This is a genomic window from Streptosporangium sp. NPDC001681 (assembly GCF_040298085.1).
Lineage (GTDB): Bacteria > Actinomycetota > Actinomycetes > Streptosporangiales > Streptosporangiaceae > Streptosporangium.
Map to the genome: position 1 here is coordinate 34840 of NZ_JBEOZN010000013.1, position 25482 is coordinate 60321.

Annotated in this window: 29 protein-coding genes; all 29 read left to right on the plus strand. The window is 68.0% G+C overall.

Going from position 1 to position 25482, the window contains the following annotated elements:
- The first annotated feature begins 26 nt into the window (after positions 1 to 26).
- On the plus strand, positions 27 to 452 hold the full coding sequence (locus tag ABT130_RS08705; RefSeq protein WP_350953999.1) for a hypothetical protein: 426 nt from the start codon (positions 27 to 29) through the stop codon (positions 450 to 452).
- Positions 449 to 1726 carry a PBSX family phage terminase large subunit gene (locus ABT130_RS08710; protein WP_350954000.1) on the plus strand — a complete coding sequence of 426 codons (1278 nt, stop codon included), beginning with the start codon at positions 449 to 451 and terminating at the stop codon, positions 1724 to 1726. Before ABT130_RS08705 ends, ABT130_RS08710 begins: the two co-directional genes overlap by 4 nt.
- A gap of 178 nt (positions 1727 to 1904) precedes the next feature.
- A complete protein-coding gene (locus ABT130_RS08715; RefSeq protein ID WP_350954002.1) occupies positions 1905 to 2378 on the plus strand; it encodes a hypothetical protein in 474 nt (157 codons plus the stop codon).
- Positions 2379 to 2380: 2 nt separating this feature from the next.
- Complete coding sequence (locus ABT130_RS08720; RefSeq protein WP_350954004.1) at positions 2381 to 4087, plus strand: hypothetical protein; 1707 nt, start codon at positions 2381 to 2383, stop codon at positions 4085 to 4087.
- A gap of 9 nt (positions 4088 to 4096) precedes the next feature.
- Complete coding sequence (locus ABT130_RS08725) at positions 4097 to 4387, plus strand: hypothetical protein (RefSeq protein ID WP_350954006.1); 291 nt, start codon at positions 4097 to 4099, stop codon at positions 4385 to 4387.
- 12 nt (positions 4388 to 4399) lie between these two features.
- Positions 4400 to 4660: a hypothetical protein gene (locus tag ABT130_RS08730; RefSeq protein ID WP_350954008.1), complete on the plus strand. Its 261-nt coding sequence runs from the start codon at positions 4400 to 4402 to the stop codon at positions 4658 to 4660.
- Positions 4660 to 4827: a hypothetical protein gene (locus ABT130_RS08735; RefSeq protein ID WP_350954010.1), complete on the plus strand. Its 168-nt coding sequence runs from the start codon at positions 4660 to 4662 to the stop codon at positions 4825 to 4827. The genes ABT130_RS08730 and ABT130_RS08735 overlap by 1 nt, the downstream gene beginning before the upstream one ends.
- A gap of 21 nt (positions 4828 to 4848) precedes the next feature.
- On the plus strand, positions 4849 to 6408 hold the full coding sequence (locus tag ABT130_RS08740; RefSeq protein WP_350954012.1) for a phage portal protein: 1560 nt from the start codon (positions 4849 to 4851) through the stop codon (positions 6406 to 6408).
- A complete protein-coding gene (locus tag ABT130_RS08745) occupies positions 6408 to 8393 on the plus strand; it encodes a phage minor capsid protein (protein WP_350954014.1) in 1986 nt (661 codons plus the stop codon). The genes ABT130_RS08740 and ABT130_RS08745 overlap by 1 nt, the downstream gene beginning before the upstream one ends.
- Positions 8390 to 8554 carry an Rmf/CrpP fold protein gene (locus ABT130_RS08750; RefSeq protein ID WP_350954016.1) on the plus strand — a complete coding sequence of 55 codons (165 nt, stop codon included), beginning with the start codon at positions 8390 to 8392 and terminating at the stop codon, positions 8552 to 8554. Before ABT130_RS08745 ends, ABT130_RS08750 begins: the two co-directional genes overlap by 4 nt.
- Positions 8555 to 8650: 96 nt before the next feature.
- Positions 8651 to 9469 (plus strand): hypothetical protein, encoded by an 819-nt coding sequence (locus ABT130_RS08755; RefSeq protein ID WP_350954018.1) that lies wholly within the window; start codon positions 8651 to 8653, stop codon positions 9467 to 9469.
- Positions 9470 to 9510: 41 nt separating this feature from the next.
- On the plus strand, positions 9511 to 10449 hold the full coding sequence (locus ABT130_RS08760; RefSeq protein ID WP_350954020.1) for a major capsid protein: 939 nt from the start codon (positions 9511 to 9513) through the stop codon (positions 10447 to 10449).
- A 77-nt stretch (positions 10450 to 10526) separates the two neighbouring features.
- Entirely contained in the window at positions 10527 to 10898 is a 372-nt protein-coding gene (locus ABT130_RS08765; RefSeq protein WP_350954022.1) for a hypothetical protein, read from the plus strand.
- Positions 10898 to 11221: a hypothetical protein gene (locus ABT130_RS08770; RefSeq protein WP_350954024.1), complete on the plus strand. Its 324-nt coding sequence runs from the start codon at positions 10898 to 10900 to the stop codon at positions 11219 to 11221. The genes ABT130_RS08765 and ABT130_RS08770 overlap by 1 nt, the downstream gene beginning before the upstream one ends.
- On the plus strand, positions 11208 to 11555 hold the full coding sequence (locus ABT130_RS08775) for a hypothetical protein (protein ID WP_350954026.1): 348 nt from the start codon (positions 11208 to 11210) through the stop codon (positions 11553 to 11555). Before ABT130_RS08770 ends, ABT130_RS08775 begins: the two co-directional genes overlap by 14 nt.
- A gap of 3 nt (positions 11556 to 11558) precedes the next feature.
- Complete coding sequence (locus ABT130_RS08780; RefSeq protein WP_350954028.1) at positions 11559 to 11951, plus strand: head-tail connector protein; 393 nt, start codon at positions 11559 to 11561, stop codon at positions 11949 to 11951.
- The gene (locus ABT130_RS08785) at positions 11948 to 12259 is read left to right on the plus strand and encodes a hypothetical protein (RefSeq protein WP_350954030.1); all 312 of its coding nucleotides are present in this window, start codon (positions 11948 to 11950) and stop codon (positions 12257 to 12259) included. Before ABT130_RS08780 ends, ABT130_RS08785 begins: the two co-directional genes overlap by 4 nt.
- Entirely contained in the window at positions 12259 to 12618 is a 360-nt protein-coding gene (locus ABT130_RS08790; RefSeq protein WP_350954031.1) for a hypothetical protein, read from the plus strand. Before ABT130_RS08785 ends, ABT130_RS08790 begins: the two co-directional genes overlap by 1 nt.
- Complete coding sequence (locus tag ABT130_RS08795; protein WP_350954033.1) at positions 12615 to 13061, plus strand: minor capsid protein; 447 nt, start codon at positions 12615 to 12617, stop codon at positions 13059 to 13061. The genes ABT130_RS08790 and ABT130_RS08795 overlap by 4 nt, the downstream gene beginning before the upstream one ends.
- Before the next feature lie 74 nt (positions 13062 to 13135).
- The gene (locus ABT130_RS08800; protein WP_350954035.1) at positions 13136 to 13603 is read left to right on the plus strand and encodes a phage tail tube protein; all 468 of its coding nucleotides are present in this window, start codon (positions 13136 to 13138) and stop codon (positions 13601 to 13603) included.
- A gap of 3 nt (positions 13604 to 13606) precedes the next feature.
- Positions 13607 to 14113: a DUF7426 family protein gene (locus tag ABT130_RS08805; RefSeq protein ID WP_350954037.1), complete on the plus strand. Its 507-nt coding sequence runs from the start codon at positions 13607 to 13609 to the stop codon at positions 14111 to 14113.
- A gap of 184 nt (positions 14114 to 14297) precedes the next feature.
- Positions 14298 to 16676 (plus strand): phage tail family protein, encoded by a 2379-nt coding sequence (locus ABT130_RS08810; RefSeq protein ID WP_350954039.1) that lies wholly within the window; start codon positions 14298 to 14300, stop codon positions 16674 to 16676.
- A 1-nt stretch (position 16677) separates the two neighbouring features.
- Positions 16678 to 17547 carry a hypothetical protein gene (locus ABT130_RS08815; protein WP_350954041.1) on the plus strand — a complete coding sequence of 290 codons (870 nt, stop codon included), beginning with the start codon at positions 16678 to 16680 and terminating at the stop codon, positions 17545 to 17547.
- Between the two features lie 1061 nt (positions 17548 to 18608).
- Complete coding sequence (locus tag ABT130_RS08820) at positions 18609 to 21005, plus strand: fibronectin type III domain-containing protein (protein ID WP_350954043.1); 2397 nt, start codon at positions 18609 to 18611, stop codon at positions 21003 to 21005.
- 16 nt (positions 21006 to 21021) lie between these two features.
- The gene (locus tag ABT130_RS08825; RefSeq protein ID WP_350954045.1) at positions 21022 to 21483 is read left to right on the plus strand and encodes a hypothetical protein; all 462 of its coding nucleotides are present in this window, start codon (positions 21022 to 21024) and stop codon (positions 21481 to 21483) included.
- On the plus strand, positions 21476 to 21616 hold the full coding sequence (locus ABT130_RS08830; RefSeq protein ID WP_350954047.1) for a hypothetical protein: 141 nt from the start codon (positions 21476 to 21478) through the stop codon (positions 21614 to 21616). The genes ABT130_RS08825 and ABT130_RS08830 overlap by 8 nt, the downstream gene beginning before the upstream one ends.
- Positions 21617 to 21624: 8 nt before the next feature.
- The gene (locus tag ABT130_RS08835; RefSeq protein ID WP_350954049.1) at positions 21625 to 24411 is read left to right on the plus strand and encodes a fibronectin type III domain-containing protein; all 2787 of its coding nucleotides are present in this window, start codon (positions 21625 to 21627) and stop codon (positions 24409 to 24411) included.
- A 13-nt stretch (positions 24412 to 24424) separates the two neighbouring features.
- On the plus strand, positions 24425 to 25096 hold the full coding sequence (locus tag ABT130_RS08840; RefSeq protein WP_350954051.1) for a hypothetical protein: 672 nt from the start codon (positions 24425 to 24427) through the stop codon (positions 25094 to 25096).
- Positions 25089 to 25430 carry a hypothetical protein gene (locus ABT130_RS08845; RefSeq protein WP_350954053.1) on the plus strand — a complete coding sequence of 114 codons (342 nt, stop codon included), beginning with the start codon at positions 25089 to 25091 and terminating at the stop codon, positions 25428 to 25430. Before ABT130_RS08840 ends, ABT130_RS08845 begins: the two co-directional genes overlap by 8 nt.
- Positions 25431 to 25482: the final 52 nt, after the last annotated feature.

Consider the following 25482-nt stretch of genomic DNA (forward strand, 5'->3'; position numbering starts at 1 on the left):
CTCAGCGCCGTCACCAGGCCGTACAGATGCGAACCGCGGGCGTGTCTCCCACGGTCATCGCGGAACGTCTCGGCTACTCGGGCGCGGCCGCCGTCAGCAAGGACATTGACCGCGCGCTGCAGCGGGCCGCCAAGCAGGAGCACCTCGCGAGCGAGCACCTGCTGCGACTGGAGATCGACCGGCTGGACCGCATCATGGCGGCGCTGTGGCCGAAGGTCATCAAGGCCGACGTGTCCGCCTGCGAAACCGCGTTGAAGACCATCAACCGGCGGGCCGCCCTGCTGGGCCTGGACCTGATCAACCGCAACGGGGTCGCCGACACCGACATGGCATCGCTGCTGGGCAGCATGCTGGCGCAGCTGCAGTCCCGGTACATCCCCGCTGATCCCGACGTCGACACGATCGTGGAGGCCGACATCGTCTCCGAGATCGAGTCCGGAGACGACGCGTGAGCCTCGGCGTGGTGTCGCTGTCGCCGAAGCAGGAACGTTCGATCGCCGAAAGCTCGGCCCGCCTGAACATCTGGAGCGGCGCGATCCGGTCGGGCAAGACGATCGCCTCCCTGCTCAGGTGGCTGATGTACGTGGCGAACGCTCCTCGCGGTGGCGCCCTGGTGGTCGTCGGTAAGACGGCCGACACGATCGCGAGAAATATCTTCGATCCGTTGATGGATCCGGCGATCACCGGCCCGCTGTCGCGCCGCATCCTCTACACCAGAGGTGCTCCAACGGCGAACATCCTCGGCCGCCGCGTGGAAATCATCAGCTCCAACGATGCGCGCGCGGAAAACAGGCTGAGGGGTATGACGTGTGCCGGGGCGTACGTTGACGAGGCCACGCTGATCGAGCGGTCTTTCTGGGACCAGCTCCTCGCCAGGTTGAGCGTCAAGGGTGCGAAGCTGTTCGCCTCGACGAACCCGGACTCGCCGACGCACTGGCTGAAGAAGCATTTCCTCGACCGGGCCGACGAGCTGGACCTGAACCACTGGCACTTCACCTTGGACGACAACCCGGCCTTGGATCCGCTGTACGTCCAGAACCTGAAGCTGGAGTACACGGGCCTCTGGTACAAGCGGTTCATTCTCGGGCTGTGGGTCGTCGCCGAGGGCGCGATCTACGACATGTGGGATCCGGATCGCATGGTCGTGGACTCGCTGCCGCCCATGGAGCGCTGGCTGTCGCTGGGCATCGACTATGGGACGGTCAACCCGTTCGACGCGGTCCTCGTCGGTGTTTCCACCCCGGACCTGCTCGGGCAGCGCCGCGTCTACCTGGCGTCGGAATGGCGGTGGGACTCCCGCGTGGAGCGCCGACAGCTCACCGACGCCGAATATTCCAAGCGGCTCACCCGGTGGCTGGAGGACCTGCCCGACACCTACGGGCCAGGCACGCGCGGGGTCGTCCCCGAGTGGATGATCGTCGACCCGTCCGCCGCGAGCTTCATCACGCAACTGCACCGCGACGGGCACGCGCCGACGATGGGCGACAACAGCGTGATCGACGGGATCCGCACCGTCTCCAACCTCATCGCCGCCGATCAGCTCAGGGTGCACCGCTCCTGCGAAGGATTCTTGAGTGAGATCGGCTCATATGCGTGGGATGACAAGAAAGCCGAGCGGGGCGACGACGCCCCCGTCAAGGTCGATGACCACGCACTCGACGCCGTCCGGTACGCGCTGCACACCACGCAAGCCGCCTGGGTGCCGCTGATGGATATCGCCGCCTAAAAGCCACGTCCCAGGGCTTTCTCGCACACCTGGGACGTGTCGGCTCCGCACACCGTTCTGCTTCCCTGCGGGTGTGCGTCGAGCCGCAGTGGCTCCCTGCCCTGCCGGTGTTGAGGGGCATCGACAGGCCAGGGAGCCATCCGGACCACCCCACCCTTTTGCAGAAAGAGGCTCCCCTGTGGCTGATTTCACCTTCAACGTCGCCCTCGGCCGCGCCGCGGAGTTCTATCACCGCGTCAAGGGCGGCGACCCGTCCACCGCGGCGTTGCTCGTCGTGGTCCTGGCCGCCACCGGCGTCGAATCCGACGCCGTGCTCAAGGACAAGGACTCTCTCGCGGACGTCGTCGCGGGCACCACGAACGAAGCCACGAACCCCGGATACGGCCGTAAGGTCCTGGCCGCCGCTGACCTGGCGGCGCTGACCCCCGACGACGTCAACGACCGCATTGACCTCGACATCGCTGACCAAACCTGGACCGGTGTGCAAAGCACCGGCGGCGCCTGGAGCAAGTTCCTGGTCTGCTACCGGCCCGCGACCGCATCCGCCGACTCAGCGATCATCCCGATCAGCGCCCACGATTTCCCGATCATCCCTGACGGCACGGACGTTGTCGCGCAGATCGCGGCCGCCGGGTTCTACCGAGCGCAGTAAGCATGGCCTCCATCAGTGAGGACTTCGAAGACACCAGCTATGCCTTCACCATCGCGGGCACCTGGGCGCGTAGTTCGGTCACTCCTCGCGCCGGGAGCTGGTGTTTCAAGTCCGCCACCATCGGCCACTCAGCGACCACGGACGCGGCGATCACCGTGCCGACCGGCGCCACCACCCTACGGTTTTGGTACCGGGTCAGCTCGGAGTCGGGCTATGACTTCTTCAGGGTCCTCGTCGGCGGTGTCCAAGTGCTGGAGACGTCAGGCACCGTGGCCTGGACCCAGTCGGCGGAAATCAGCGTCGCCGCCGCCACACAGGTCGTCTTCCGCTACGTCAAAGACACCTCCCAGACCGCCGGTGAAGACGCCGCCTACATCGACGACGTGGTGTTCACCACCCCGGAGCCGATCACCAACCGCAACACCTTCAACGGCGGCACCAACGGCGCGACGATCACCACCGGCAACTCCGGCGGCAGCTCCGGCAACGCGTTCAGCGCCATCGTCGGCGCACCACAGTTCAGCGCCGCGCAGTTCGTCGGCCCCTCCGGCCTGTCGGCACTCAACCCCACCTCAGGCGCAGACACCCACCTGGACTGGAACAACGTCGGCCAGCCCGGGAACGTGTTCTGCGCGCGGCTGTACATGTACCTGGTGGCGAACGTCGCCGGCCCCCAGCGGGTGTTCGTGCTCATCGGCGAGAGCGCTGTCATCTCCGGCGTCTGGCTCCAACCCAGCGGCAGGATCTGGGCATACGGCGGTTACTCCTCACCGGCCGCCGCGAATTTCACCCAAGTCGTCCCGCTGAACCAGTGGGTGCGTCTCGAGCTGCGCTACACCCTCGACGCACTCGGCAGCGGCACCGTCGAGATGTGGCAGTACTTCAACCCCCACTTCGCGGTGGAAAGCGAGTACGTCAGCTCAGCGGCCCTGACGTTCCCCGGCGGCAAACCGAAGAACGCCGAGTTCCATCTGCACAGGGACACGGGCGGCTACTGGTACCTGGACAGCGTCGCAGTCAGCAACGTCAAACTCGGTTCGGCATTCCCGGAGATCACCGCACCCATCGCCGGGGTCAGCCACACCAATACCGCGTTGCCGGTCACGGGCCGCAAGGTCTACCAGCTGGGCCAGGTCGTCGAAACCGGTACCGCCGCCGGACTGCGGGCCGTTAAAACCCGCGCTCTCGGCGTGGCCACCGAGGTCAGCCTGTCACCTCCCCTAACTGGGAGAAAAACCCGGCTGCTGGGCCACGCCACCGAGAGCAGCATCAGCGCTCTGCTGCGGCCCGCCCACGCCCACCGGCTCGGCCACGCCACTGAAGCTGACAGCGCGCACGAGGTCACCGGGTCAGCCGGGGCCGCCATCAGCCGTGTCACCGAGGTCAGCGCGGCGCTGCCGGTCATCGCCCGCAAGGTCTACCAGCTGGGCCAGGCCATCGAGACCACCGCCCCGGCTGCGCTGCGGCCGGCTCGCTCTGCGCTGCTGGGCCAGGCCACTGAGGTCAGCGCCGCCTACGCCCTGACCGGCCGTAAAACCCATCTGCTGGGCCAGGCCATCGAAGCCGACACCGCGACCCGCATCACGCGGCTGACCGCGCCGCTGCAGGTCAGTCCGCCCTTCGTGCTGTGGGAGGCGTCGGCGCCTTTCGTGCTGTGGGAGGCGTCCTCGCCTGGCACCGGATGGTCGGCCGACCCGCCGACAACGTAAGGACTTCGCGTGAAACCGATCTCTTCGCTGTCTCGCCCATACCTCTACATCTCCGTCAAGGGCGCATCCGGGACGGAGGACGTGGAGATTGCGTTCGTCAACCTCGGCGCCGAGCCGGCCGAAGACGACTGGCATCCCGCCGAGTGGGCCAACGTCACCGCGGCGGGCGCCCGCGCCCGCATCCTCATCGGCCCCGGCGGGGTCATCGCACTGCCGGACGGCACCTACATGGCGTGGGTGCGGGTGAACGGAGCCGTGGAACGGCCCGTGCTGCCTTCCGGCCCCGTCCCCATCACCTGACAGGAGACCCTCATGTCCCCACTGCCGACGACGGGCCGGATCGTCCGGTATGGCGGTAAGCACGGCCTGCACGCGGTGCGGGCGGCGATCGTCACCGCTGACGTTCACACGCTGGACCCTGAAGGCGTCGCGGTCGGCGCGGTACCAGCTCTGGACTCACCTGAGCACGTTCACCTGGAGGTTTTCACCCCCGGCGCGGTCGGCTCCTTCCAGGAGTTCAACGTGCCCCCCGGTGACACGCCGGGCACCTGGCACTGGCCGGAGCGGGTCTGATGCCTGAGCTGAAGCGGATCACCGCCACTGAGGCCGCGTCCTACGCGGCGGAAGTACTCGAGCGAGCGGACTGCGAGCCGAACCCGGACATGGTCGAGGCGAAGGTCCGCATCGCCGGTGGGTGGACCGAACCGGCTACTGCTCTGGCGGACATGGAGCGCACGTGATCAACGGAAGGAGGGCGTCTGATGCCGCTCCCCACTACTGACCAGGAGTGGCCGCCGCCCGCCATTCGTCCGGAGATGCGGCTCTACAACCAGTGGGGAGCGTGGTACTCCGGCTCTCCGGAGCGGCTCGCCGAGGTGTACGGAGCGGGCGTGTCGCCGGGCATCGGCCTGGACCTGAAGGGCTGGGACCGGCCGCTGCGCGCTGGTGGCGTGATGGGTCGGGTTGTCCGCTGGTTCTGGGCTGCGCCGACGCCGGCCGGGCAGAGCCGAAGCACGAAGCTCCATGTCCCCATCGCGGGCGACATCGCGGCCACGAGCGCCGACCTGCTGTTCAGCGAGCCTCCGACTTTGAAGGTTCCGGGGAAGAAGGGGCAGGCGCGGCTCGACAAGATCCTGCACGAAGCCGGGATCTACGGCGGCCTGCTGGAGGCCGCCGAGCTGGGCGCGGCCTACGGCGGCGTGTATCTACGGATCGGCTGGGACACCGGCGTCGACCACCCGGTGTTCGACGCGCTGCCCGCCGACGCGGGCATTCCCGAGTTCAGCTCCGGCCGGCTGGCGGCGGTGACGTTTCACCGGGTCGTCCGTGATGAGGACCGCCAGGTGTGGCGCCACCTGGAATGCCATGAGAAGGGCCGCGTCTACCACGGCCTCTACATGGGCGATGAGGATCACCTCGGTCAGCAGGTGCCGTTGGAGGACCACCCGGCGACAGCTCATTTCGCGCCGCAGGTGGACGCTGAGGGCGGCTTCGACTCGGGTTACGAGCGGGGCCTGCTGGTCCACTACGTGCCCAACATGCGGCCGCATCGGCTGCTGCGGGGGACGTCGCTCGGCCGCTCGGACTACTCGGGTGTTGAGCCGCTGATGGACGCGCTGGATGAGACGTGGACGTCCTGGATGCGGGATTTGAGGTTGGCGAAGGCCCGCGTCATCGTCCCCGAGGTCTACTTGCAGAACACGGGGCGCGGCCGGGGCAGCATGTGGGATCCGGACAGGGAGATCTACTCCGGTCTCGGCATGCTGCCGCCTCCGGGTGGCGGCTCCAACATGATCACGATGTCTCAGTTCGCGATCCGCGTGCAGGAGCACAGCGACACGGCGCAAAGCCTGATCGCGCAGATCCTTCGCGGCTCGGGCTACAGCGTGCAGAGCTTCGGTGAGGGCGGCGACGGCCAGGCCCAGACCGCCACCGAGATCCACATGCAGCGCCACCGGTCGTACTCCACGCGCGGCCGGAAGGTCGGCTACTGGACGCCCGCCCTGTCCTGGTTGTCGGAGGTCCTGCTGGCCGTCGACCACCACATCTACGGCAGCAAGGTCAGCGCCGAGAAGGCCACCGTGGCGTGGCCGGACGGCGTCATGCCTGACCCTGAGTCGCTGAGCCGCACGCTCGACATGCTGGTCCGTGCTCAGTCGGTGTCGCTGGACACCCGGATCCGGATGCTGCACCCCGAATGGGATGCCGATCAGGTGCAGGCGGAGAAGGAGCGGCTACGCGACGAGATGGGCTTGAACGTTCCTGACCCGGCTGAGCTGGCCGAGGCGTTCATTCCGTCGGCCTCTGGCGACGACGACTGATGGCCGGGACTCCGGCTGAGGCGGTAACGCAAGGGCTGGAGCAGGCGCGACTGGTCGCGGCGATGTACGCCGACGCCGAGGAGGCGCTGCTCGCCCGGGTGGCGGCCCGCGTCGCTGAGGGTCTCGACGATGACGACACCTCCCTGTGGGAGGCGAAGCGGCTCGGTGAGATCGGTCAGCTCCGGAAGGACGCAGAGCGGATCATCAACCGTCTCCAGGCGGCTGCGAAGGTGGCAGCGCAGCGCGCGGTGCTGGAAGCCTGGGCTGCTGGGATGGACTCTGCGGTGGTGGGCGCGGTAGTGGGCGTCCACGACGAGAGGGTCCGTAAGCGGCTGGAGCGGACGCTTAGGGACGCGCGGAAGCTCGGCTCGAAGGCCCTGATCAACCCTGGTCAGGGTGTGGCTGAGCTGGCCGCGCAAACGGTGCGGATGATCACCTCGGTTCAGGTAGCGGCGCTGCGGGCAACCGAGGACGACTACCGGCGGGTGATCGCGGAGACCGCGGGCCGTGCCCTGGTGGGTGCGGAGACGCGCCGCGATGCGGCGCAGCGGGCGTTGAACCGGTTCGCGGCGCAGGGCATCACCGGGTTCAAGACGCGGGAGACCCCCGACCGGGAGCCTCGCACGTGGGGTATGCCGCAGTACGTCGAGATGGCGATGCGGACCGCGATGGCCAGGGCGGCCACCGATGGGCACATGGCGACGTTGCGTGACGCGGGCATGGACCTGGTGATCGTGTCTCGCCTGCCGTACACGTGCTCTACGTGCGGCCGGTGGGAGGGCAAGATCCTGTCGCAGTCGGGTCGGGCCGGGGTCCGGATGGAGCCGTCCGAGGTCGACGACAGCATGGTCGAGGTCGATGTCGCCGGGACGGTGCAGGAGGCCCGCGTGGCGGGTCTGCTGCATCCGAACTGCGGTCATTCTCTGTCGGTGTACCTGCCTGGCGTGACGCGGCCGCGGGAGGTTCAGGAGCGGGCCGCGTCCTATGGTGACTCGCAGCAGCAGCGTTACCTGGAGCGGCAGGTCCGCGACCACAAGCGGCGCGCGGCCGTCGCCTTGGACGCTGAGGCCAGGCGTAAGGCCGAGGGGAAGATCGCCGGCTACCAGCAGCGGCTACGTGAGCACACCAAGGCCACTGGGTTGCGGCGGACTCCGGCTCGGGAACGGATCGACGCGTCCCCGAGGAACCTGGAGCAGCTGCCGGACGGAGAAATCAACCGGCTCAAGGAGCGGTTCGCAGGCGACGGGCAGATCACGGCCCGTCTGACGCAGGAAACGCAGCGCCGCACCGACGAGCGTGAGGCCGAACGCAAGGCGGCCGGCCCGGCGGCGGCCGACGACCCGATCGAGTTCCTGGCGCAGGTCGACGACTTGGGTGACCTGACCGAGGATCACCTGACGGCGCTGATGCTGCGCTACCAGGACGACGAGGACGGCATGGTCCGCATGCTCGCTGAGCTGGACCGTATCGAGGCGGCGACCAAGGAGCGTCAGCAGTGGTCGTGGAACTGGAAGGACGAGGAAACGCCGGAGGACAGGCGGATCTCGGACCTGATCGCGACGGGCCGCTACTCCTACATGGAGGCGTACGCCGAGGTGCATGGCCTGGATCCGGCTGAGCTGGAGCGCCAGGAGCGCCGCGCCCTGGTGCAGGCGGAAGCCTGGCCGGGCGAGGACGTCGACCAGACGGTGCGCCGCATGTACGCCCAGTGGCTGGATCAGCAGTACGACGCGGCTGAGGCGGCGACGCGGGGTGTCTTCTTGAACAAGAAGGGCCAGGCCAGCGGGGTCAACGACAAGTCGTTGTTCTCGGGGCCGACCGCGCGGGCTCGCGCGTATGCCAGCGAGGAACTCAAACGCTGGTGGCAGGACAACCCGAGGTTGACGTTGACGGAGTTCCGGGCGTTGTGGTTGAACCGGGACGCCGATAAGAAGGCCGCGGCGAATATCCGTGCGGGCAGCCCAGGTAGGGAGTTCGGCCTATGACCGAGACTGACCGCCGGGCCGCGATCACGTTCGGCCGGCTGGCCGGGGAGCGCGGTATGCCGGTCGCGTCGTGCCCGTACAAGGCCCAAGGTGATCCTCGGCAGCGGGCGTTGCGGCTGCTGTGGATGCGCGTCTACTACCGCTACTTGCCGGACCAGTAGGTCTCCGGCTGGTAGCTGACCCCCATATTTCCCGTGAGCCCGCCAGGCGCGGGCTCTTTCTCTGTCCGGCGACAGCCCCAGGAGGGCCATCCCGTCATGATCGAAAACACTCTGCCGACGATGCCCGGTGCGATCCTCGGCTACAGGAAGAACGGCCAGCCCATCCGTGTGCAGGCCGGTGGAGCTCCGGACGACGAGCCGAGCGGAGGCCAGCCGCAGGAGTCCCCTTCGGCCGAGGTCACGCCCGAGGTCACCACGGAGTCCGATGCTGGCCGCCCTGACCCGAAGAAGGTCGATGACCTTCCCGAGTGGGCCAAGAAGCTGATCAAGGACACGCGGGCGGAGGCGGCTGACTTCCGGACCAAGCTCAAGGACGCGCAGAAGGCCGCCGAGGAGTCTGCGGCCACGACTGGTCCCACGCCGGAGGAGGTCACCGCGCGGGCTCAGGCCGAGTTCGCGCAGAAGATCGGTAAGGCGCTCGGGCTGATCTCCGAGGAGGAGCAGCCGCTCGACCCGCAGCAGGTCATCGATCAGCTGTCCTCGGAGAAGGACCAGACGGCCAAGGAGCGTGACCAGGAGAAAGAAAGGCACCGCCGCGCGCTGATCGAGCTCGCCGTTCACCGGGGCAGTACGAAGGTCGGCGCTGACCCTGATGCGCTGCTCGACAGCCGTTCTTTCCTGAAGGTCGTCCGGGATCTCGACCCGGACGGCGCTGACTTCTCCACCCAGCTCACCGACGCTATTCAGCTCGCGGTGGAGAACAACCCGAAGTTCAAGGCGGCCACCCAGGCGGGGCCGCCCGCGCGTTCCGGGGGTGAGTTCACTGGCGGGCCTGGTGGACGACCCAACGACGCCGAGTCCAAGTCCGTTGACGACTTCCGCGCGCAGTTCAAGAAGCGGTCGTCAAGCCGGTAGCGGTCCCGCTACCGATTTCCGTCTGTGAGGAGCAAGGCCCGATGGCTAACAACTTCCTGACCCCCAGCGTCATCGCCCGTGCGGCGCTGGCCACCCTGTATGAGACCTGCGTGATGGCGCAGCTCGTCCACAGGGATTACGACGAAGATTTCGCCGCGAAGATCGGCGACACGGTCAACGTGCGGAAGCCTGCGGTTTTCCAGGCGAAGGAGTTCGATCGCGCGGTCGGCATCGAGATCCAGAACGCGACCGAAACCGGTATTCCGGTCACCCTGAACCATTTCGCCGACGTGTCCTTCGCCGTGACCAGCGAAGACCTCACCCTCCGGATCGAGGACTTCGGCACCCAGTTGCTGAACCCCGCGATGGAAGCGATCAGCCAGAAAATCGACAGGGACATCCTGTCGCTGCGTGACGACATCACGCAGGAAGTCGGCGTGACCGGCCAGTTCGCCGGGAACCCGGTCGGCGTCAACGTGTTCGCGCACTCCAACCCGCGCAGCGCGATCGACGCGCGCCGCGTGCTCAACCAGCGCAACGTGCCGTCTGCGGACCGTTACCTCGTGGTCGGCCCGGAGATCGAGGCCCAGTGGCTGGGTGACCCGCTGTTCCACTCGGCGGAGACCCGCGGCGACACCGATGGTCTGCGTGAGGCCAACCTGGGCCGAAGGGTTTTCGGCCACGAGGCATATCAGACCCAGAACATCTACACCCCGGCGCAGGTCATCGGTAACAGCACCACCGAGGTCGGCGTGTCCTTCCACAGGACGGCGTTCGCCCTGGTCACGCGCCCGCTGGTGCTGCCGCAGGGCGCCGCCAACGCGGCCGTCGCCAGCTACAAGGGTTTCGGTCTGCGCGTCGTGATGGATTACGACATCGACCAGAAGCAGGACATCGTCAGCGTCGATTGCCTCTACGGCACCAAGACGATCGACGCCAACAGGGCCGTCCTCATCAAGGGCGTCGACAAGACCTCCTGACCCTGGCGCACCTACGCCGAACCTCCCGCAGCCTGCCGACCCGGCGGGCTTTTCGCATTCTGGAAGGAAGGTGCGCGATGGCCGTCAAGGCTCGTCTCACCGAAAAGGTTCTCACTCTCAAGGCACCCGCTGGCGCTTCCGTCAATGTCCTGTGGCGCGCCCCGGTCGCGTGCAGGGTCAAGGCGGTGCGGGCCTACCGCCTCGGCGGCACCGGTGCGGTCGTCAACGCCGCGAAGAACGGCGTTGACCTGTGCTCGGCTGACCTGTCGGTCACCACAGCGTCCACGTGGGCGGCTGGCGTCCTAGCCACCAAGGTGTTCGACGGGGACGGTGTCAGCGTGCTGAAGTTCGCCGTCGGCGACACGCTCACCGCTGAAGTGGTGTCGGTCGCGGGCAGCCCCACGGACCTGATCATCCAGGTCGACATCGAGCAGGACGCCAACACCTGATGAGTGCTGGCTACGTCTACCGCAACACGCGCACCGGCCAGACGGTCGAACGTGCCGAGCGGTCCATCCGCTTGGACAACCTCGACGTCTGGCTGTGCCTCCAGGCTCCCGCGCCCGCGCCGGAGCCGGAGCCACCGGCCGAGCCCGCAGCGGGTTCCGCTGCGGGTCCGGCCCGCCCGTCCGAGCACGACAACAAGGCCGCATGGGTCGCGTACGCGGCCGCCCGCGGCATGGACGAGTCGGACGCGAAAGCACTGTCGAAGGCGGCGCTGATCGAGGAGTTCGGCCAGGACGACGAGGAGAACGACGATGGCTCGAACTGACCTGACCCCTGTCGCGATGTCCCGCGCCGGCCTGAACCTGGCGGCCACGCTGACCCCGGCGCACGTGGACGGGCACGCGTTCGTTCACTCCGCTCGGCGGCAGCTGCGGGTGAAGAACACCAACGCGGCCGCCCGCACCGTGACCGTGCAGATCCCGGCCACCGTGGACGGCCAGGACGTCGAGGACCGGCCGTACACCATCCCGGCCCTGACGGGTGACGTGCTGATCCCGCCGTTCCCCGACGTGTACCGGCAGGCCAACGGCAAGGTGTTCATCGACTACTCCGACCCGGTCGGGGTGTCGGTAGCCGTGTACGAACTGCCGGTGGCGTAGCCGATGACGTACGCGACTGCTGCCGAGTACACGGAATTCACGGGGCAGGCTACGCCCCCTGCTGATATCGACCGGCGGCTGTCGCGGGCATCCGAGCGGATCGATGAGCTACTGACCAGCGCCGTCTACCCGGTCGACGACGCGGGCATGCCGACCCGACCAGCCGACATCGACGCCCTGCAGCGGGCCACCTGCGCGCAGGCCGCGTGGACGCTCGCGGTCGGCGATGAGTTCGGCGTCGCGTCGGCGTTCAAGACGGTGTCGATCGGTTCGGTGCGCCTGGAGCGCGGTGGATCGGCCGACAGCGCGCCCGCCCGGTACGCGCCGGATGCGTCGTCGATCCTGCAGCTCGCGGGCCTGCTGCCGGGCTATGTCATCGACGGGAGCCCCTGGTGACGCTTCCCGAGTGGCTGCTGCGGCACACCGCGATCATCGAACCGTTCGAGGGTGACGGCGCGTACGGCGCGGTGTACGGGCCTGCGGTGACGGAGCGGTGCCTCGTCGACGACGAGCGGCGGCTGGTGCGCGACGCGCAGGGCGCCGAGACCGTGTCCGACACGACGATCTTCTTCCGCCCTGGCACGCGGTGCCCAGAGGGAAGCCGGGTCACGGTCAACGGCCGGGTCACCACGGTCATCACGTCGTTCGACCGGGACGCCGGCGGCCTGCCGACCCCTGATCACGTTGAGGTGGTGTGCCGCTGATGGTTTCCCGCCACGTCGAATACAACGAGAAGGTCAGCCCGGAGCAGCTGTCCGCGCAGATCAAACGGTCAGCGGTGCTCGGGCTCCGTAAATCGGCTGAAGCGGTACTGGCGACGGCCCGGCATAACGCCCCGCACGAGTCGGGTGACCTGGAGCGGTCCGGAGCGCCCAGCGTGGACGCGTCTCGCCTGGTCGCTGCGGTGTCCTTTGACACGCCGTACGCGGTGCGCCAGCACGAGGAGATGGACTACGACCACCCGAAGAAGGGTGGGGCGAAGTACCTGGAGAAGGCGCTCGCTGAGGAAGCCGCGAACGTCCTGAAGATCCTCGCCAAGCACCTGGAAGGGGCGTTCCGGTGAGCTGGACGCGTGATCTGCTCACTGGCCTGGCTGAGCTGCTGGCCGGCGCCGCGGTGGGCGACTGGGTCCCGAGCGGCATGTACGCCGACACGCAGACGGCCATCACGATCGGTGGTCTGCCTACGAAACCTGACGAGGCGGTCACGCTCGCGGTGTACGGCGTCGGCCAGGCGGGCGACGACGTCGAGCAGGCCGACTCCAGCGTGCAGCTGCAGGTCCGTATGCGGGCCAAGTCTGACCCGCGTGTGGTGGATGACCTGGCTGATGGGGTGTTCGACGCCCTGCATGGCCTGTCCAGTGTGCGGCTTTCAACGGGCGTGCTGGTGCTGCTGTCGCGCCGCACGATCGTCGCTCCGCTGGGGCGTGACAGCTCTGGCCGGTGGGAGCGGGCCGACAGCTACGACCTGATGGTGCATCGGCCGTCGCCGAACCGCGGCCTCTGACCTCTCTTTCTTCCCCTGCCGGTAGCGGTTCCGCTATCGGCGTTTCGGTACGCGCTCAACAAGGAGACATGATCATGGCGCTGCGTTCTCTGCTGGCCAAGGACTGGGTCCTGGAAGTCAACACGGGGCCGGTGGAGACCCCGACCTGGACGCCCGTGAAGGGCCTGACCTCCTTCTCGGAGACCACGGACGACAACACCGAGGACGACGGCGATTTCGAGTCGGACGGCTGGGGCTCCACCGTCGTCACCCAGCGGACGTGGTCCATCGAGGCTGAGGGGCGCCGTAAGCGCTCCGACGCTTCGGTGTTCACCCCGGACCCCGGTCAGGAGCGGATTCGCCAGGCGGGCCGTGTCGTCGGCTTCGGCGCGAACATCAAGGTCCGCTGGTACCGCAAGGACGGCGCGCCGGACGCCTACGAGGGCACCGCCACGGTGTCGGAGTTCACCAAGGGCGGCGCGGTCACCGACCTGGAGCCATTCAACTTCACGCTGCTTGGCCAGGGCGCCCCGGCCGAGATCGAGAACCCGGTGGCCGAGTAACCCATGGCGACTTTCAAGGATCTCGACGAGTTTTTCGACGACTCGCTCCGGCTGCCGGTCGGCGGTAAGACGTACGTCATCCCCGCCCCGGACGCCGAGGTCGGCCTGCTGTGCCAGCGGCTCATGAACGCGGGCATCGCCGCTGAGGCCGGCGAGGAGGTCGACGGCGAGGAGCTGACCAAGCTGGCGGCCGTCGTCCTGGACGACGACCAGGAGCAGGACCTCTACAAGCGGATCCTCGGGCCCGTCTGGGACGAGCTGTTCGCCGATGGTCTGACCTGGCCGAAGATTCAGCACGTCGGCACCACCGCGCTCATCTGGGTCGCGGCGGGCACTGATGCGGCGGGCAAGTTCTGGTCGACGTCGGGGGAAGCGCCAGCCCCGAACCGGGCGACGAGGCGGGCAGCGGCGGCCCGATCGACCCGGTCACGGGGCTCCGCGACTACTACGACCCGGACGACGGTCTCTCGGTCGAAGACGGCCGCAAAGTCGCCTGGCACGACCTCCTGACGCGCTGGCCGCTGGTTGAGGCCGATCTCCATACCGAGTACGGCGTCGACCTCGGCGAGCCCGGCCTGCTGCGGAGCCGCTCCTGGCGGTGGCTGCGGACCCGCCTGTTCGGGTTGCTGCTCGCTGACACCCGCATCGCCCGCGCCCTGACCCCTGACGACGAGCCGAAGCGGAGGGGGAGGACGTGGCGCTGAACATCGGCGAACTGTTCGCCACGATCGACGTGAGAGACCGCGCGACGGCCGCTATGCGGCGGATCTCCGGCGCCTTCCGGGAGCATGCGGGCAAGATCGACGGGTCGGCCGGTTCCATCTCCAAGTCCGCGACCGCCATGGGCGCGCGGTTCGTCGCGACTGCTCTGCAGGCGTCGGTGATGGCGGGGGCGATGGCGGTCTCCGCGCAAAGCGTGGTCGCGTTCGCGGGGGCTCTCGCGCCTGCGGGGGGCATCGTGGCCGCGCTACCTGCGGCGTTCGCCCTGGCGGCGGCAGCGGTCATGACGTTCAAGATCGCTTTGAGCGGGGTGGGTGACGCCTTCAAGGCGGCTCTCGGAGACGACCCGAAAAAGTTCGAGGCGGCCATCGCGGGGCTGTCGCCAGCCGCGCAGGCGGCCACGCGAGACGTTCGCGGGTTGAAGCCAGCCGTCGACGGGCTGAAGTCGTCGGTCCAGGATGCTTTTTTCGTCCCGCTGACCGGGCAGATCACCGCCGCCGCGAACGCCCTGATTGGTCCGCTTCAGTCGGGCATGTCGGGTGCGGCCTCCCAGTTCGGGCGGCTCGGTGGCGAGGTCTTGAAGTTCGGGCAGAGCGCAGCGGCCATCTCGCTGGTCAACGGCGTGTTCCAGACGCTGACCAACACCGTTGGCGGGCTGGAGTCCGGCACGATGCAGCGGCTGCTGCAGGCCGTCGCCGCGTTCGTCTCCTCGTCGCTTCCGGCCTTCGCAGGGCTGGGCAGCGGCATCAACACCCTGACCGAGCGGTTCACGGCCTGGCTGAACGCAGCAGCGGAGGCTGGTAAGCCGCTCATCTGGGTTCAGAACGCCCTGACGGTCTTCCGACAGCTGGGTTCGCTGCTGGGCGACGTCGGCGGGATTGTCCGGTCGGTGTTCGCCGCGATGGAAACCTCCGGAGGCGGGGCGCTCGGCATCGTCGGGCAGCTCGCCAGCGAGGTCAACGCCTTCCTGAAGAGCGCCGAGGGGCAGCAGACGCTCGTCGCGATCTTCCAGAGCATCCAGCAGGTCGGCGGCGCCCTGTTCCCGATCTTCGCGGCGCTCGCCGGCTCGCTTGCCCTGGTCGCGCCGCACGCCGCGAACATCGCGGCCGCGCTCGGCCCTGGCATCGCCGCAGCGGTGTCCGCGCTCGGGCCAGCGTTGGCCGCGACAGGCCCCGCGCTGACCGCGTTCGCGGCGGCTCTGTCTCAGGCGCTCGCCGATCCGGCTGTTCAGGAAGGGCTGCTCGCGATCGGTCAAGGTTTCGCCTCCACGCTGACCGCGATCACACCGCTGGTGCCCGTCGTCGTGCAGCTCGTGGCGGCTCTGGCTCAGATGGGGCCGGTGCTGATTCCGCTGGCCGCGCTCGTCGCAACCGGCCTTCAAATCAGCTCGATCGTCGGCCCGATCATCAGTGTCGTGGGGGCGTTCGGATCGATGGTTCCAGCGGTGACGGCCGCCGCCACTGCCACGGTGACGGCCACCAGCAGCATGATGGCCTCCGGGATCGCCGCCACCAGTTCCATAATCGTCGCAGCGTCTCAGGTCGTGGGGGGCTGGGTGCTGATGGGCGCTCAGGCTCTCGCTCAGGCCGCGCGGATGGCGGCGGCCTGGCTGATCGCGATGGGCCCGATCGGGTTGATCATCGCTGCGGTGGTCGCCGTGGTCGCGGCGATCGTCCTGAACTGGGACAAGATCAAAGCTGCGACCGCCGCCGCGTGGGCATGGGTCGGAACCAAGATCAGCGAAGCGGTCGCCAAGGTCAAAAGCATCCTGGCCTGGTTCGGCGAGCTGGGAGCCAGCTTCGACAAGTGGGTTGGAGCGGCCAAGGACGCGGCAGTCCGTAAGTTCGTCGAAATGGTCACGTGGGTCGTCGGCCTTCCGGCCCGGATCAAATCCGCTCTCGGTAGCCTCGGCACCCTGCTGACCAGCGCGGGCCGTGATCTGCTGGCAGGTCTGTGGCAGGGCGTGCAGGCAGCCGGTGCGTGGCTGAAGCAGCAGCTTCTCGGGTTCTTCCGCAACATCATGCCCGACTGGGTGCGGGAAGCCCTCGGCATCGCGTCGCCGTCGAAGGTCTTCGCCGCGATCGGCCGGATGCTGCCCGCCGGTATGGCGGTCGGCATTCAGCAGGCGTCCGGCCTGGTCATGTCGTCGCTGGACAAGCTGACCACCATGGTCAGCAAGACCACCATGCCCGACATGGTGGTGCCTGGCGTTAACGTTCCGGACGGTCTCGCGGGCGGTCAGGCGTCGGCGCGGACGGTCGTGAACGTGGTCAACCACTACCCGCAGGCCGAGCCGACCTCGGTGACGGTCAACCGCGGGTTGCAATACACCGGGGCCCTGGGGGTGGTCTAACATGCCGACCTACACGCTCGACGGGGTATCCCTGGACCATCCGAAGGGCTGTTGGAAGCTCAAGAAGGGCACCCAGCGCAGGCCCCTGCCCGGCATCCGGTCCGTCCACGTGACGATGCCGGGCCGGGCGGGGGAGCTTCCGCTCGTCGGCCTGGACCACGACGCCACCACGCTTGGCCTGACGTTCGGGCTGACCGGTGCGACTCCGGCCGGCGCCGATGGTGGGCACGAACAGCTGGAACGCAACCTGGAGGCGCTGGCCGCTCTGGTCGGCGTGCAGCATCGGCTGATGTCGCTGAAGTACCAGACCGGGAGCATCGTCCGCGTCGCCGACGTCGCGTTCGATTCGGCGTCGGATCCCGACGTCAACGTGGGCGCGGCCCGCGCCCGCGTGAGCGTCATCATGCGGGTGCCAGGCGTGTATTGGCGGGGCGAGGTCGAGAGCACGTGGGCAGGGTCGGCGAACGCCGCGTCTCAGGTCGTGACGCCCGTGGCCGAGTCCACTGGGCCGATCACTGACGCGGTGCTCCGGTGGACTGGTCCAGCTGTCAACCCGCGCCTGGTCGACGTCGCGACCGGCGGCAGCATCGCCCGCCCGGGTGGTCTGCTGGACGGGCAGCGACTCCTGGTCGACTGCGCGACCATGCGCGCCGCCGTGGTGTCGACGGATACGTGGGACCTGGCGGCCGGCTCGGACGTAACTGGTGAGATCGACGCGACTGGCCCCGGTTCGGCGTTCCGCTGGTTGCACCTGACGCCTGCCGTCGCGGTCGGTGACCCGCACTCGCGGGTCGTGCTCATCACCAGCTCGGCGACGAGCACGACGGGTGCCTCCGGTCTGGAGATCCGCGCCCGCCATTCCTATCTGTGATCGACATAGATGACGCTGTCGGTTTTCGCTGGCAGACAGGTTTTTGCGACATAAACGGGAGACTCGCGACGGCGGACACCATCTGTGGCATGTTTTTGTTAAGCTAGCGCGGAGAGATTTGAGACGAGGCCCCGACCTGCCGTTATTCACGCCGGGGCCCGCCTTCACTCCGGGCTCGGCTGGCTGGGTGCTAGCTGAGCCCGTTTCTTTGGAGCAGCCAGTCCAGCAGGATCAGCAGCAACTGCAGTAGCAGTAGCTTCTCCATGCCTTCCTGATCTCCACGGCGTTGATCGTCGCCCACGGGTTCTCCGCTTTCTCTCTTGGAACCGGTTTGCCTTTGGGGGCGACCCGGTCCGCCCAGTCGTCCCCGGGGGACTGCTGCGCCGAGAGAGGCTGCGATCAACGAGCTAGAGATTATCAATAACCAGAACCAGATGGGACCATAAAGGGCGCAGAAATCTGTTTGCATGGCTATGCGATTATATATCGTCGCTAATAGCGTTTTCGGTCTGTCTTATTTTTGCGACCAGCACCAGCCTGTCATGAGCTCAAAAAAGTGACTCCCGGTCTGTGGCCAAATGGACAATTAACACTGTCCGAAACACCGGCTGTTCAGTTCGCCCACTTCGCGGATCGAACACCTATCTCCACCTCGCGGATGGCTCAACTCTGGTAATTGGTGATTTTCGCGCTCGGGTTGAACGGAGGCATGCCTCGTGTTCGATCTTCGGCTGGTCGTCCATGCCCCGAACGGGTCGCGCCTCGGGGTGCTTCCGCACCCGTTATCAATTGAGGCCGGCTGGCCACTGAACGACGTACCGGGGTTGAAGCTGCACTACAGCTCTCACGCGGTCGGCGCAACCATGCTCAACCAGCCGTGCGAGGTCGCGGTGGAATGGTCACAGGACGGCACCACCTGGACTGAGGGCACCGACAGCCGGTTCCTGCGGATCAAGCGTCGCGGCGATGAAGTCGACCGGACGGGCCTGGTTCGGTTCGAGCTGCCAGGCTACTCCTGGCAGCTCCGCAAGGTCGTGCTTTACCCCGGTGTGGCTGCACTGGTGGACGGCAAGCGGCCGTTTCTGTCGGCCACGCCCGGTGCGATCCTGCAGACGGCTCTCGCGGAGGCGCAGGCGCGCGGCGCGGTGCCGAGCCTCGACTGGGATTTCGACTCGACGCATGACAGCGCGGGCGAGCCCTGGGACAAGGTCCTCACGATTTACTATCAGTTGGGCACCGACGTGCTAACGCTGCTGATCAACCTTGCTGAGCAGGGCGTGTGTGACTGGCGGATGAGCGGCCGCACGCTGCAGGTCTACAACGCCGACACCGAGCTGGACCGCGACCTCGCGACCGGCCCGGCGCCGGTGGAGCTCCGCCTTGGCCGTGACGTGGTCGAAGCGCCCGATGACGGCACGCTGGAGGACGCCGCTTCTTCGGTGCTCGTGGTGGGTGACAACGGATTCGTACATACCTTCGAGAATCCAGCTGCTTTGCAGCCGTGGGGGCCGTGGGAGCAGTACGTGGGGCATGGCGGAGTCTCCGACATGGGCACCGCGACGCTCCTCGCGCAGGCCGCCCTTGAACGGGCCGCCGCCGAACGAGTGCAACGCACCCGAGGCATCACCGTGTACGGGGCGCGGTGGCTGCCCTTCCGCGACTACCGGCCCGGTGACCGGGTCCGCGCGCCCGGCGAAGGCGGCGCCCTGGAAAGCCTCCGCGTCCGCCAGGTCGCGCTGTCCCGCAACGCTGATGGCGTCGTCGGCGGCAGTCTGATCCTCAACGACCGGTTTCTCGAGCGAGACATCCGGCTGGCCCGCCGCACCGCGGGCATCGTCGGCGGATCCACAGCGGACGGCGGCTCCGGAGCCCGTCCCGCACCCGACAGCCCGCGGCCGCGCACCCCGGCCGCACCGACCGGTCTCATCGTTGGTCCGGTCGCCTACCTGGATGCGGCCGGTGTGGCTCAGGGGCAGATCACCGCCACCTGGGGCGCGGTCATTGTCGACGTGAGCGGTGTCGCCCTGGACGTCGGCGGCTACCAGGTGTTCATGCGGGTCAACACGATCGGTGAGCCGTGGTTCCTGGTGGCCACGACGGAGGCCGACGACAACTCGGCGACGTTCTCACCGCTGCTCGTCGGCCAGTCGTACGCGTTCAAAGTCCGGGCGGTCAACCTCGGCGTGGTCGGCGCGTTCTCCTCGCAGGTCGCGGTGACAATCCCCGACGACACGACCCCGCCGCCCGTGCCGACCACTCCGCAGCTCGCAACGAGGCTCGGCGTCGTCCACGTCACCTGGGACGGGCTGGGTGTCGGCGCAGCGCCGATGCCGATCGACTTCCTGCGGGTCCGGGTATGGATGCAGAATCCGCTCGCGCCGGGGTGGACCGACATCGGATATCTCGACGCGGCCGGCTCCATCCTCGTGCCGGGCCTGCCGTACGGCGCAGACCGTCAGTTCCGGTTCACGAGCGTCGACCGCAGCGGCAACGAGTCGGCGGCGTCGACGTCGGCGACGATCGCCACGGTGCCGCTCGTCCAGGGCGACGCCGCCAACAGCTCCATCACGACGGGCGCGCTGGTGGCGAACGCGGTCACGGCCGACAAGCTCGCGGTCGGCGCGGTCGAGGCCGGGCACATCTCGGCCGGCGCGGTCACCGCTGGCAAGCTCGCCGCGGTGCTCACCTTGTCGACGCGGCTGGTGGCCGGTGATCCGAGCGGCGCGCGGGTGGAGCTCAACAGCTCGGGCCTGGCCGCCTACAACGCCAGCGGCGTGCAGACGGCCAGCATCGCAGCGTCGTCAGGTGCGGTGTCGATCGTCGGTCAGCTCGCCTCCGGGGTGACAGGCGCCCGGGTGGTGGTCAACCCTGCGGGGGCGTCAGCTCCAGAGATCCGGTTCATTCCCGGCTCGGGCGTGAACGCGTCGAGGATCACCAGCGACGGGTCAATGTATACCGGTGAGGCGACGCTCCTCATGGAGTCGGGCACCAACGCCGCGAACACCGCGACGTGCCGCCTGATCCACGCGGCCGGTTTCTGGCGGGTCGCGATTCACGACCCCTCGACGGGTAATCAGCGCGGCGGGTACGTGATCGCGGATGAGACTCAGGCCCACGTCGGGTGGATCCACCCGACCTCTGGGACGCAGATGTTCCTGTTCTCCCCGGCGGGGACGTTGCATCGCGGTACGTGGCAGATCGGCGGTGTGAACGCCGGGCTCATCATGCTCGATGTGACGATCACTGGTAATGGCACTTACCACATCGTGAACTACGGTTTCACGTTGCTGACCACCCCGAGTTGTGTGTGGTCGGCGCAGCGAGGCGCCGGGGCGACGGGAAGCTCAGCCCCGGCCGACATGTACATCTACACGCGGTCGCAGAGTGCCATCACGTTCCGGAGCCCCAGCGCCCCATCGTCCGTCGTCACGTTCTCCGTGTGGGCGTGGCGTGCCTGATCTGAAGGAGCCGCGCGTGCCGGATCAGTGGCAGGTCACCGACGTGATCGAGACGACCGACAACAGCGGGAAAATCCCCGCGTGGGAGGTCACGCTCACCCGCCTGGCCGACGAGGTGTCGCTGGTGATGTTCCTGCCGAAGATGGCGATCGAGAACGCCGCTGTGACCTACGGGCTGACCTCCGCTGACGAGGCAATCGACGTGATCATGCATCAGGCGGTGCTGAGCATCTACGAGCCGGACACGACCGAGGCCAACCCGTGGCAGGTCAGCGCGGAGCAGGCCCACGCCCAGGTGGCCGAGCAGGTCAAGCGGTGCAAACGCGAACACGCCGCCGTTAAGGTGGCTGCGCCAGCCCGGCGCGCGGCGGCTCGGAGCGCACCGGATGTGCTGGCCCCGCTGCGGGGGCACGTGCGAATCGATCCGGTACGGTGCGCGGCACTGCGCCTGGAAGCAGCAGGGAGTCTCGGTGCATGACGTGGCGGTGGACCCTCAGCGGATCATCGCGGCGCTGCGGCGCCGCATCGACGAGCTGATCTACGAAAACGCGATCCTGGCGGCGGGCGTCGACCAGCTGCAGGCGAAAATTGATGAGCTGACCGGGGGATAGTCGTGCAGGTGATCATTCCGGGCGAGCCGGTCCGGTACGGGTTGCGGCTCGTCGTGTACGCCCCGAATGGTCCCCGCCTGGGAGTGCTGCCGCACCCGCTGGGGTTCGAGGCCGCATTCCCTCTTGATGACGTGTCGTCGCTGAAGGTCTCCTATTCAGCGCACGCCGTGGGCGCGGGCCTGCTCGCGCAGCCGTGCGAGATCGCCGTGGAGTGGTCGACCGGCGGCGCGTGGGTGGAGCCCGCTGACGGCCGATTCCTCCGCATCAAGCGTGGCACCGACCACACCGACCGGACGGGCGTTTTCTCCTACGACTGCCCCGGCTATTCTTGGCAGCTCCGCAAGGTCGTGCTCTACCCGCACGCCGAGATGATCGAGGGCAAACGCCAGTTCGCGGCCGTGAGCGCGGGCGCGATCCTGCGGACCTTCGTCGACGAAGGCCAGGGGCGCGGCGCGGTGCCGGGCCTGAGCGTGGACTTCGACGAGGACACCGACTCGGCCGGCGAGGAGTGGGACAAGGCGCTGACGCTCGCGCTGGAGCCCGGCGTTCCGCTGCTGACGATGCTGATCAACCTCGCCGATCAGGGCGTCATCAACTGGCGGATGAGCGGCCGCGTCCTGCAGGTGTTCAACGAGGGTACCGAGATGGCCGTCGACCAAGCGGCCGGTGCGGCTCCGGTGGATCTGCGGCTCGGACGCGACGTCGACCAGGCCCCGGACGACGCGACGTTGGAGGACGCGGCGTCCTCCATCCTCATCGTGGGTGAGGGCGGCCTGAACGTGGAGGTCACGAACCCTGCCGCGCTGGTCCCGTGGGGCCGATGGGAGACTCACCAGACTCAGGGCGGGGTGTCGGATACCGTCACGATGACGCTCCTGGGACAGTCCGCCCTGGAGCGCGCCGCGCGGGAGCGGGTGCAGCTCACGCGGGGCATTATTCCGCATCTGGCGCGGTGGCTGCCGTTCTCCCACTACGGGCCGGGAGACTACGTGCTCGCCCCTGGCGACGGCGCGGTCATGGCCCCGCTGCGCATCCGCCAGATCACTCTGTCGGTCGGCAAAGACGGTGAGCTCGCGGGCAACTTGGTGTTGAACGACCGGTTCCTCGAGGCCGACATCCGGCGGGCACGGCAGGCTGCGGGGATCCTCGCGGGCGGTGTGGGTTCCGGCGGGTCCGGCGCGGAGCCGGCGCCGGACTCCAGTGGCCGGGTTCCGGCTGCTCCGGTCGGGTTGATCGTGGGTTCGGTGGCGTACCTGGACACGGCCGGGTACGCGCAGGGGCTGGCCACGGTGACGTGGTCGCCGGTCATCGGTGACGTCAACGGGGTCGCGCTCGGCGTCGATGGCTACGAGGTGTACGCCCGCCGCAACCTGGAGGGCCAGCTGTGGGTCATGGTCGCGCAGACCGCTTCCGGTGACACGTCGGCGACGGTTTCGCCGCTGGTCGTGGGCTGGGAGTACGGGTTCAAGGTCCGCGCGATCAACGACGGCACCAAGGGGCTGTTCTCAGCCGTCACCGTGAAGTTGATGCCGGACGACGCGACTCCACCGCCGGTGCCGAGCGCTCCGGAGCTGTCGACGCGGCTGGGTGTGATCCACGTCGCGTGGGACGGCCTGGGGTCGGCGGCCGAGCCAATGCCGTCCGACTTCGAGCGGACGCGGGTGTGGATGCAGGACCCGCTCGCGCCGGGCGCGGTCGTCGTCGGGTCGCTGGACGCTGCCGGTTCGGTCGTCATCCCTGGTCAGCCGTACGGAGCGGATCGGGAAATCTGGCTGACCAGTGTGGATCGGTCGGGCAACGAGTCCGACGAGTCCGAGCACGAGGTCATCGCCACGGTGGCCCTGGTCGACACGGACGTGATCGGTCAGGTCATTGACGGCGCCGAGCACATCATTTCGGGGTCGATCCCGGCGGACGCGAAGATCGTGGCTGGGTCGATCACGGCGGCGTTGATCCAGGCGCTCGCGATCCAGGCCGGGCACATCAGCGCGAACGCGGTCACGGCCGACACGATCGCCGCCGGGGCGATCCAGGCCGGGCACATCGCGGCGAACGCGGTCACGGCTAACACGATCGCGGCTGGGGCGATTACCGCCGCGAAGATCGACGCGAACGCGATCGACGGTAAAACGATCACTGGCGCGCACATCCGGACCGCCGCCACAGGGCGGCGGCTGGAACTGGCCCCGCCGGGCGCGACCTACCCGCAGATGCGCTTCCATCCCGCTTCCGGCTCGAACTACACCAGGCTGCAAACCCGCAACGACCTCTTCCCTGGCGAGGCGACATTCGAGATCACGTCCGGGACAAACTCGGGTGGTACGGCCGCCTCGCAGACCACCATCGCCGCCGGGTACATGCAAATGCAGGTCCGCGACGCCGCCCTCGATGGCGACAACGGCGGCCTCATGGAGCTGACCGAGTCCTACGCCCTGTACGGGTATATGCACAATGCCAGCGACGAGCAGTACTTTTGGTTCGACTCCTCCGGCCGCACCCGCCACGTCGGCAAGTGGTGGGATTACGCCGCTCTCGGGCCGACCGCCGGGGTGCTCGCCGGATCGAAGACCACCTCGCCGGCCAGCAGCGGCGGCAACTGGGACATCGTCGGCTACGGCGCCACGATGATCGGCAACATGGGGCCGGTGTGTGTGATCCGCCGCGGCCTCAGCAGCCCGTCGACGCATGTGCCTAACGGGTCCTGGTACGTCGTGGAGTCCAACCAGTCTTCGTTTCGTATCCATACGTCCTGGCCGGACGGGTTCGCCATCTACTGGTGGAGCCACCGCCATTAAGGAGCGGGTGCCCATGCACATCGCGCGCATCTGGGACAGCGAGCTGTCCTACACCGCTACGCCTCTGGCCGACCAGGTCACCTCCCGCACTCAGATGTCGCCTCCGGCAGCGGACGGGGCTGAGCCGGTGTGGGGTGTCCGCATGGTGCTCGAAGGCATGGAGGGCAGCCACAGTTTCCCGCATTCGACGTTGGAGTGGCGGGCGGCAGAGTACGGCATCGACCCCGATGACGTGGACACGCTGCTGGATGTGATCCTGCATGAGCCATACATGGCCAGCCCTGATGATCCTCTGTCGTGGCAGGATCCAGCCACGGCGGCCTACCTGGAGGCAACCCATGGTTTGCCGACCTGCTGGACGCCGGGCGTGGGCGCATCTGACCGGCTGGCTGCGCATCTTGTCCGCGTCGCGGAAGTGAAGCGGCACCGGGTGCTGTGTGAGCCGGAACCGCGCGAGCAGCGGCAGGCGGCGCTGCTCTACGTCGGGTCGAAGCGGCGGGCAACCCCTGACCCACTGGACCCGATCAAGACCGGCGTGCGCCTGGACCCGATCCGTGTGCAGGCGCGGCGCATGGCGGTGGACTGGATCCGAACGGGGTTCGATGGGCCACGCCTGCCTTCCCGGGCACTCAAGCCGCCTTCCACGTTCGTGGGTGAGCCGCTGCGGGCGACGTCTCATGAATGACCAGCCGCCTGCGGACGTGGCGCTCGCACTCGCGGAGATCCGCCGCCTGGTCGAGGTCGGCTTTGAAAGGACCAACAGCCAGACCGCGTTGATCCTGCAGCGTATGGACCACGCGGACGGCCGCCACGCGGAGTTGGCCAAGCGCGTCGACGCTGACCGTGCTGATGCCGCCGCCCGCGACGAGGCCATGGAGAAGCGGCTCGACGTCGTTGAGCGTGAGTCGGTGACCCGTTCCCAGCTCGCGGATCGGACCCGGCAGATCATCGCGATCGTCAGCGTGCTGGTGACCATCGCTGGCGCGATCATTGCGCTGATCAGCCTGACCAGAGGCTGACCTTTTCCCTGGATCGTCTCGGATGCAGCCCCACCGACTTACAGGAGGTAAC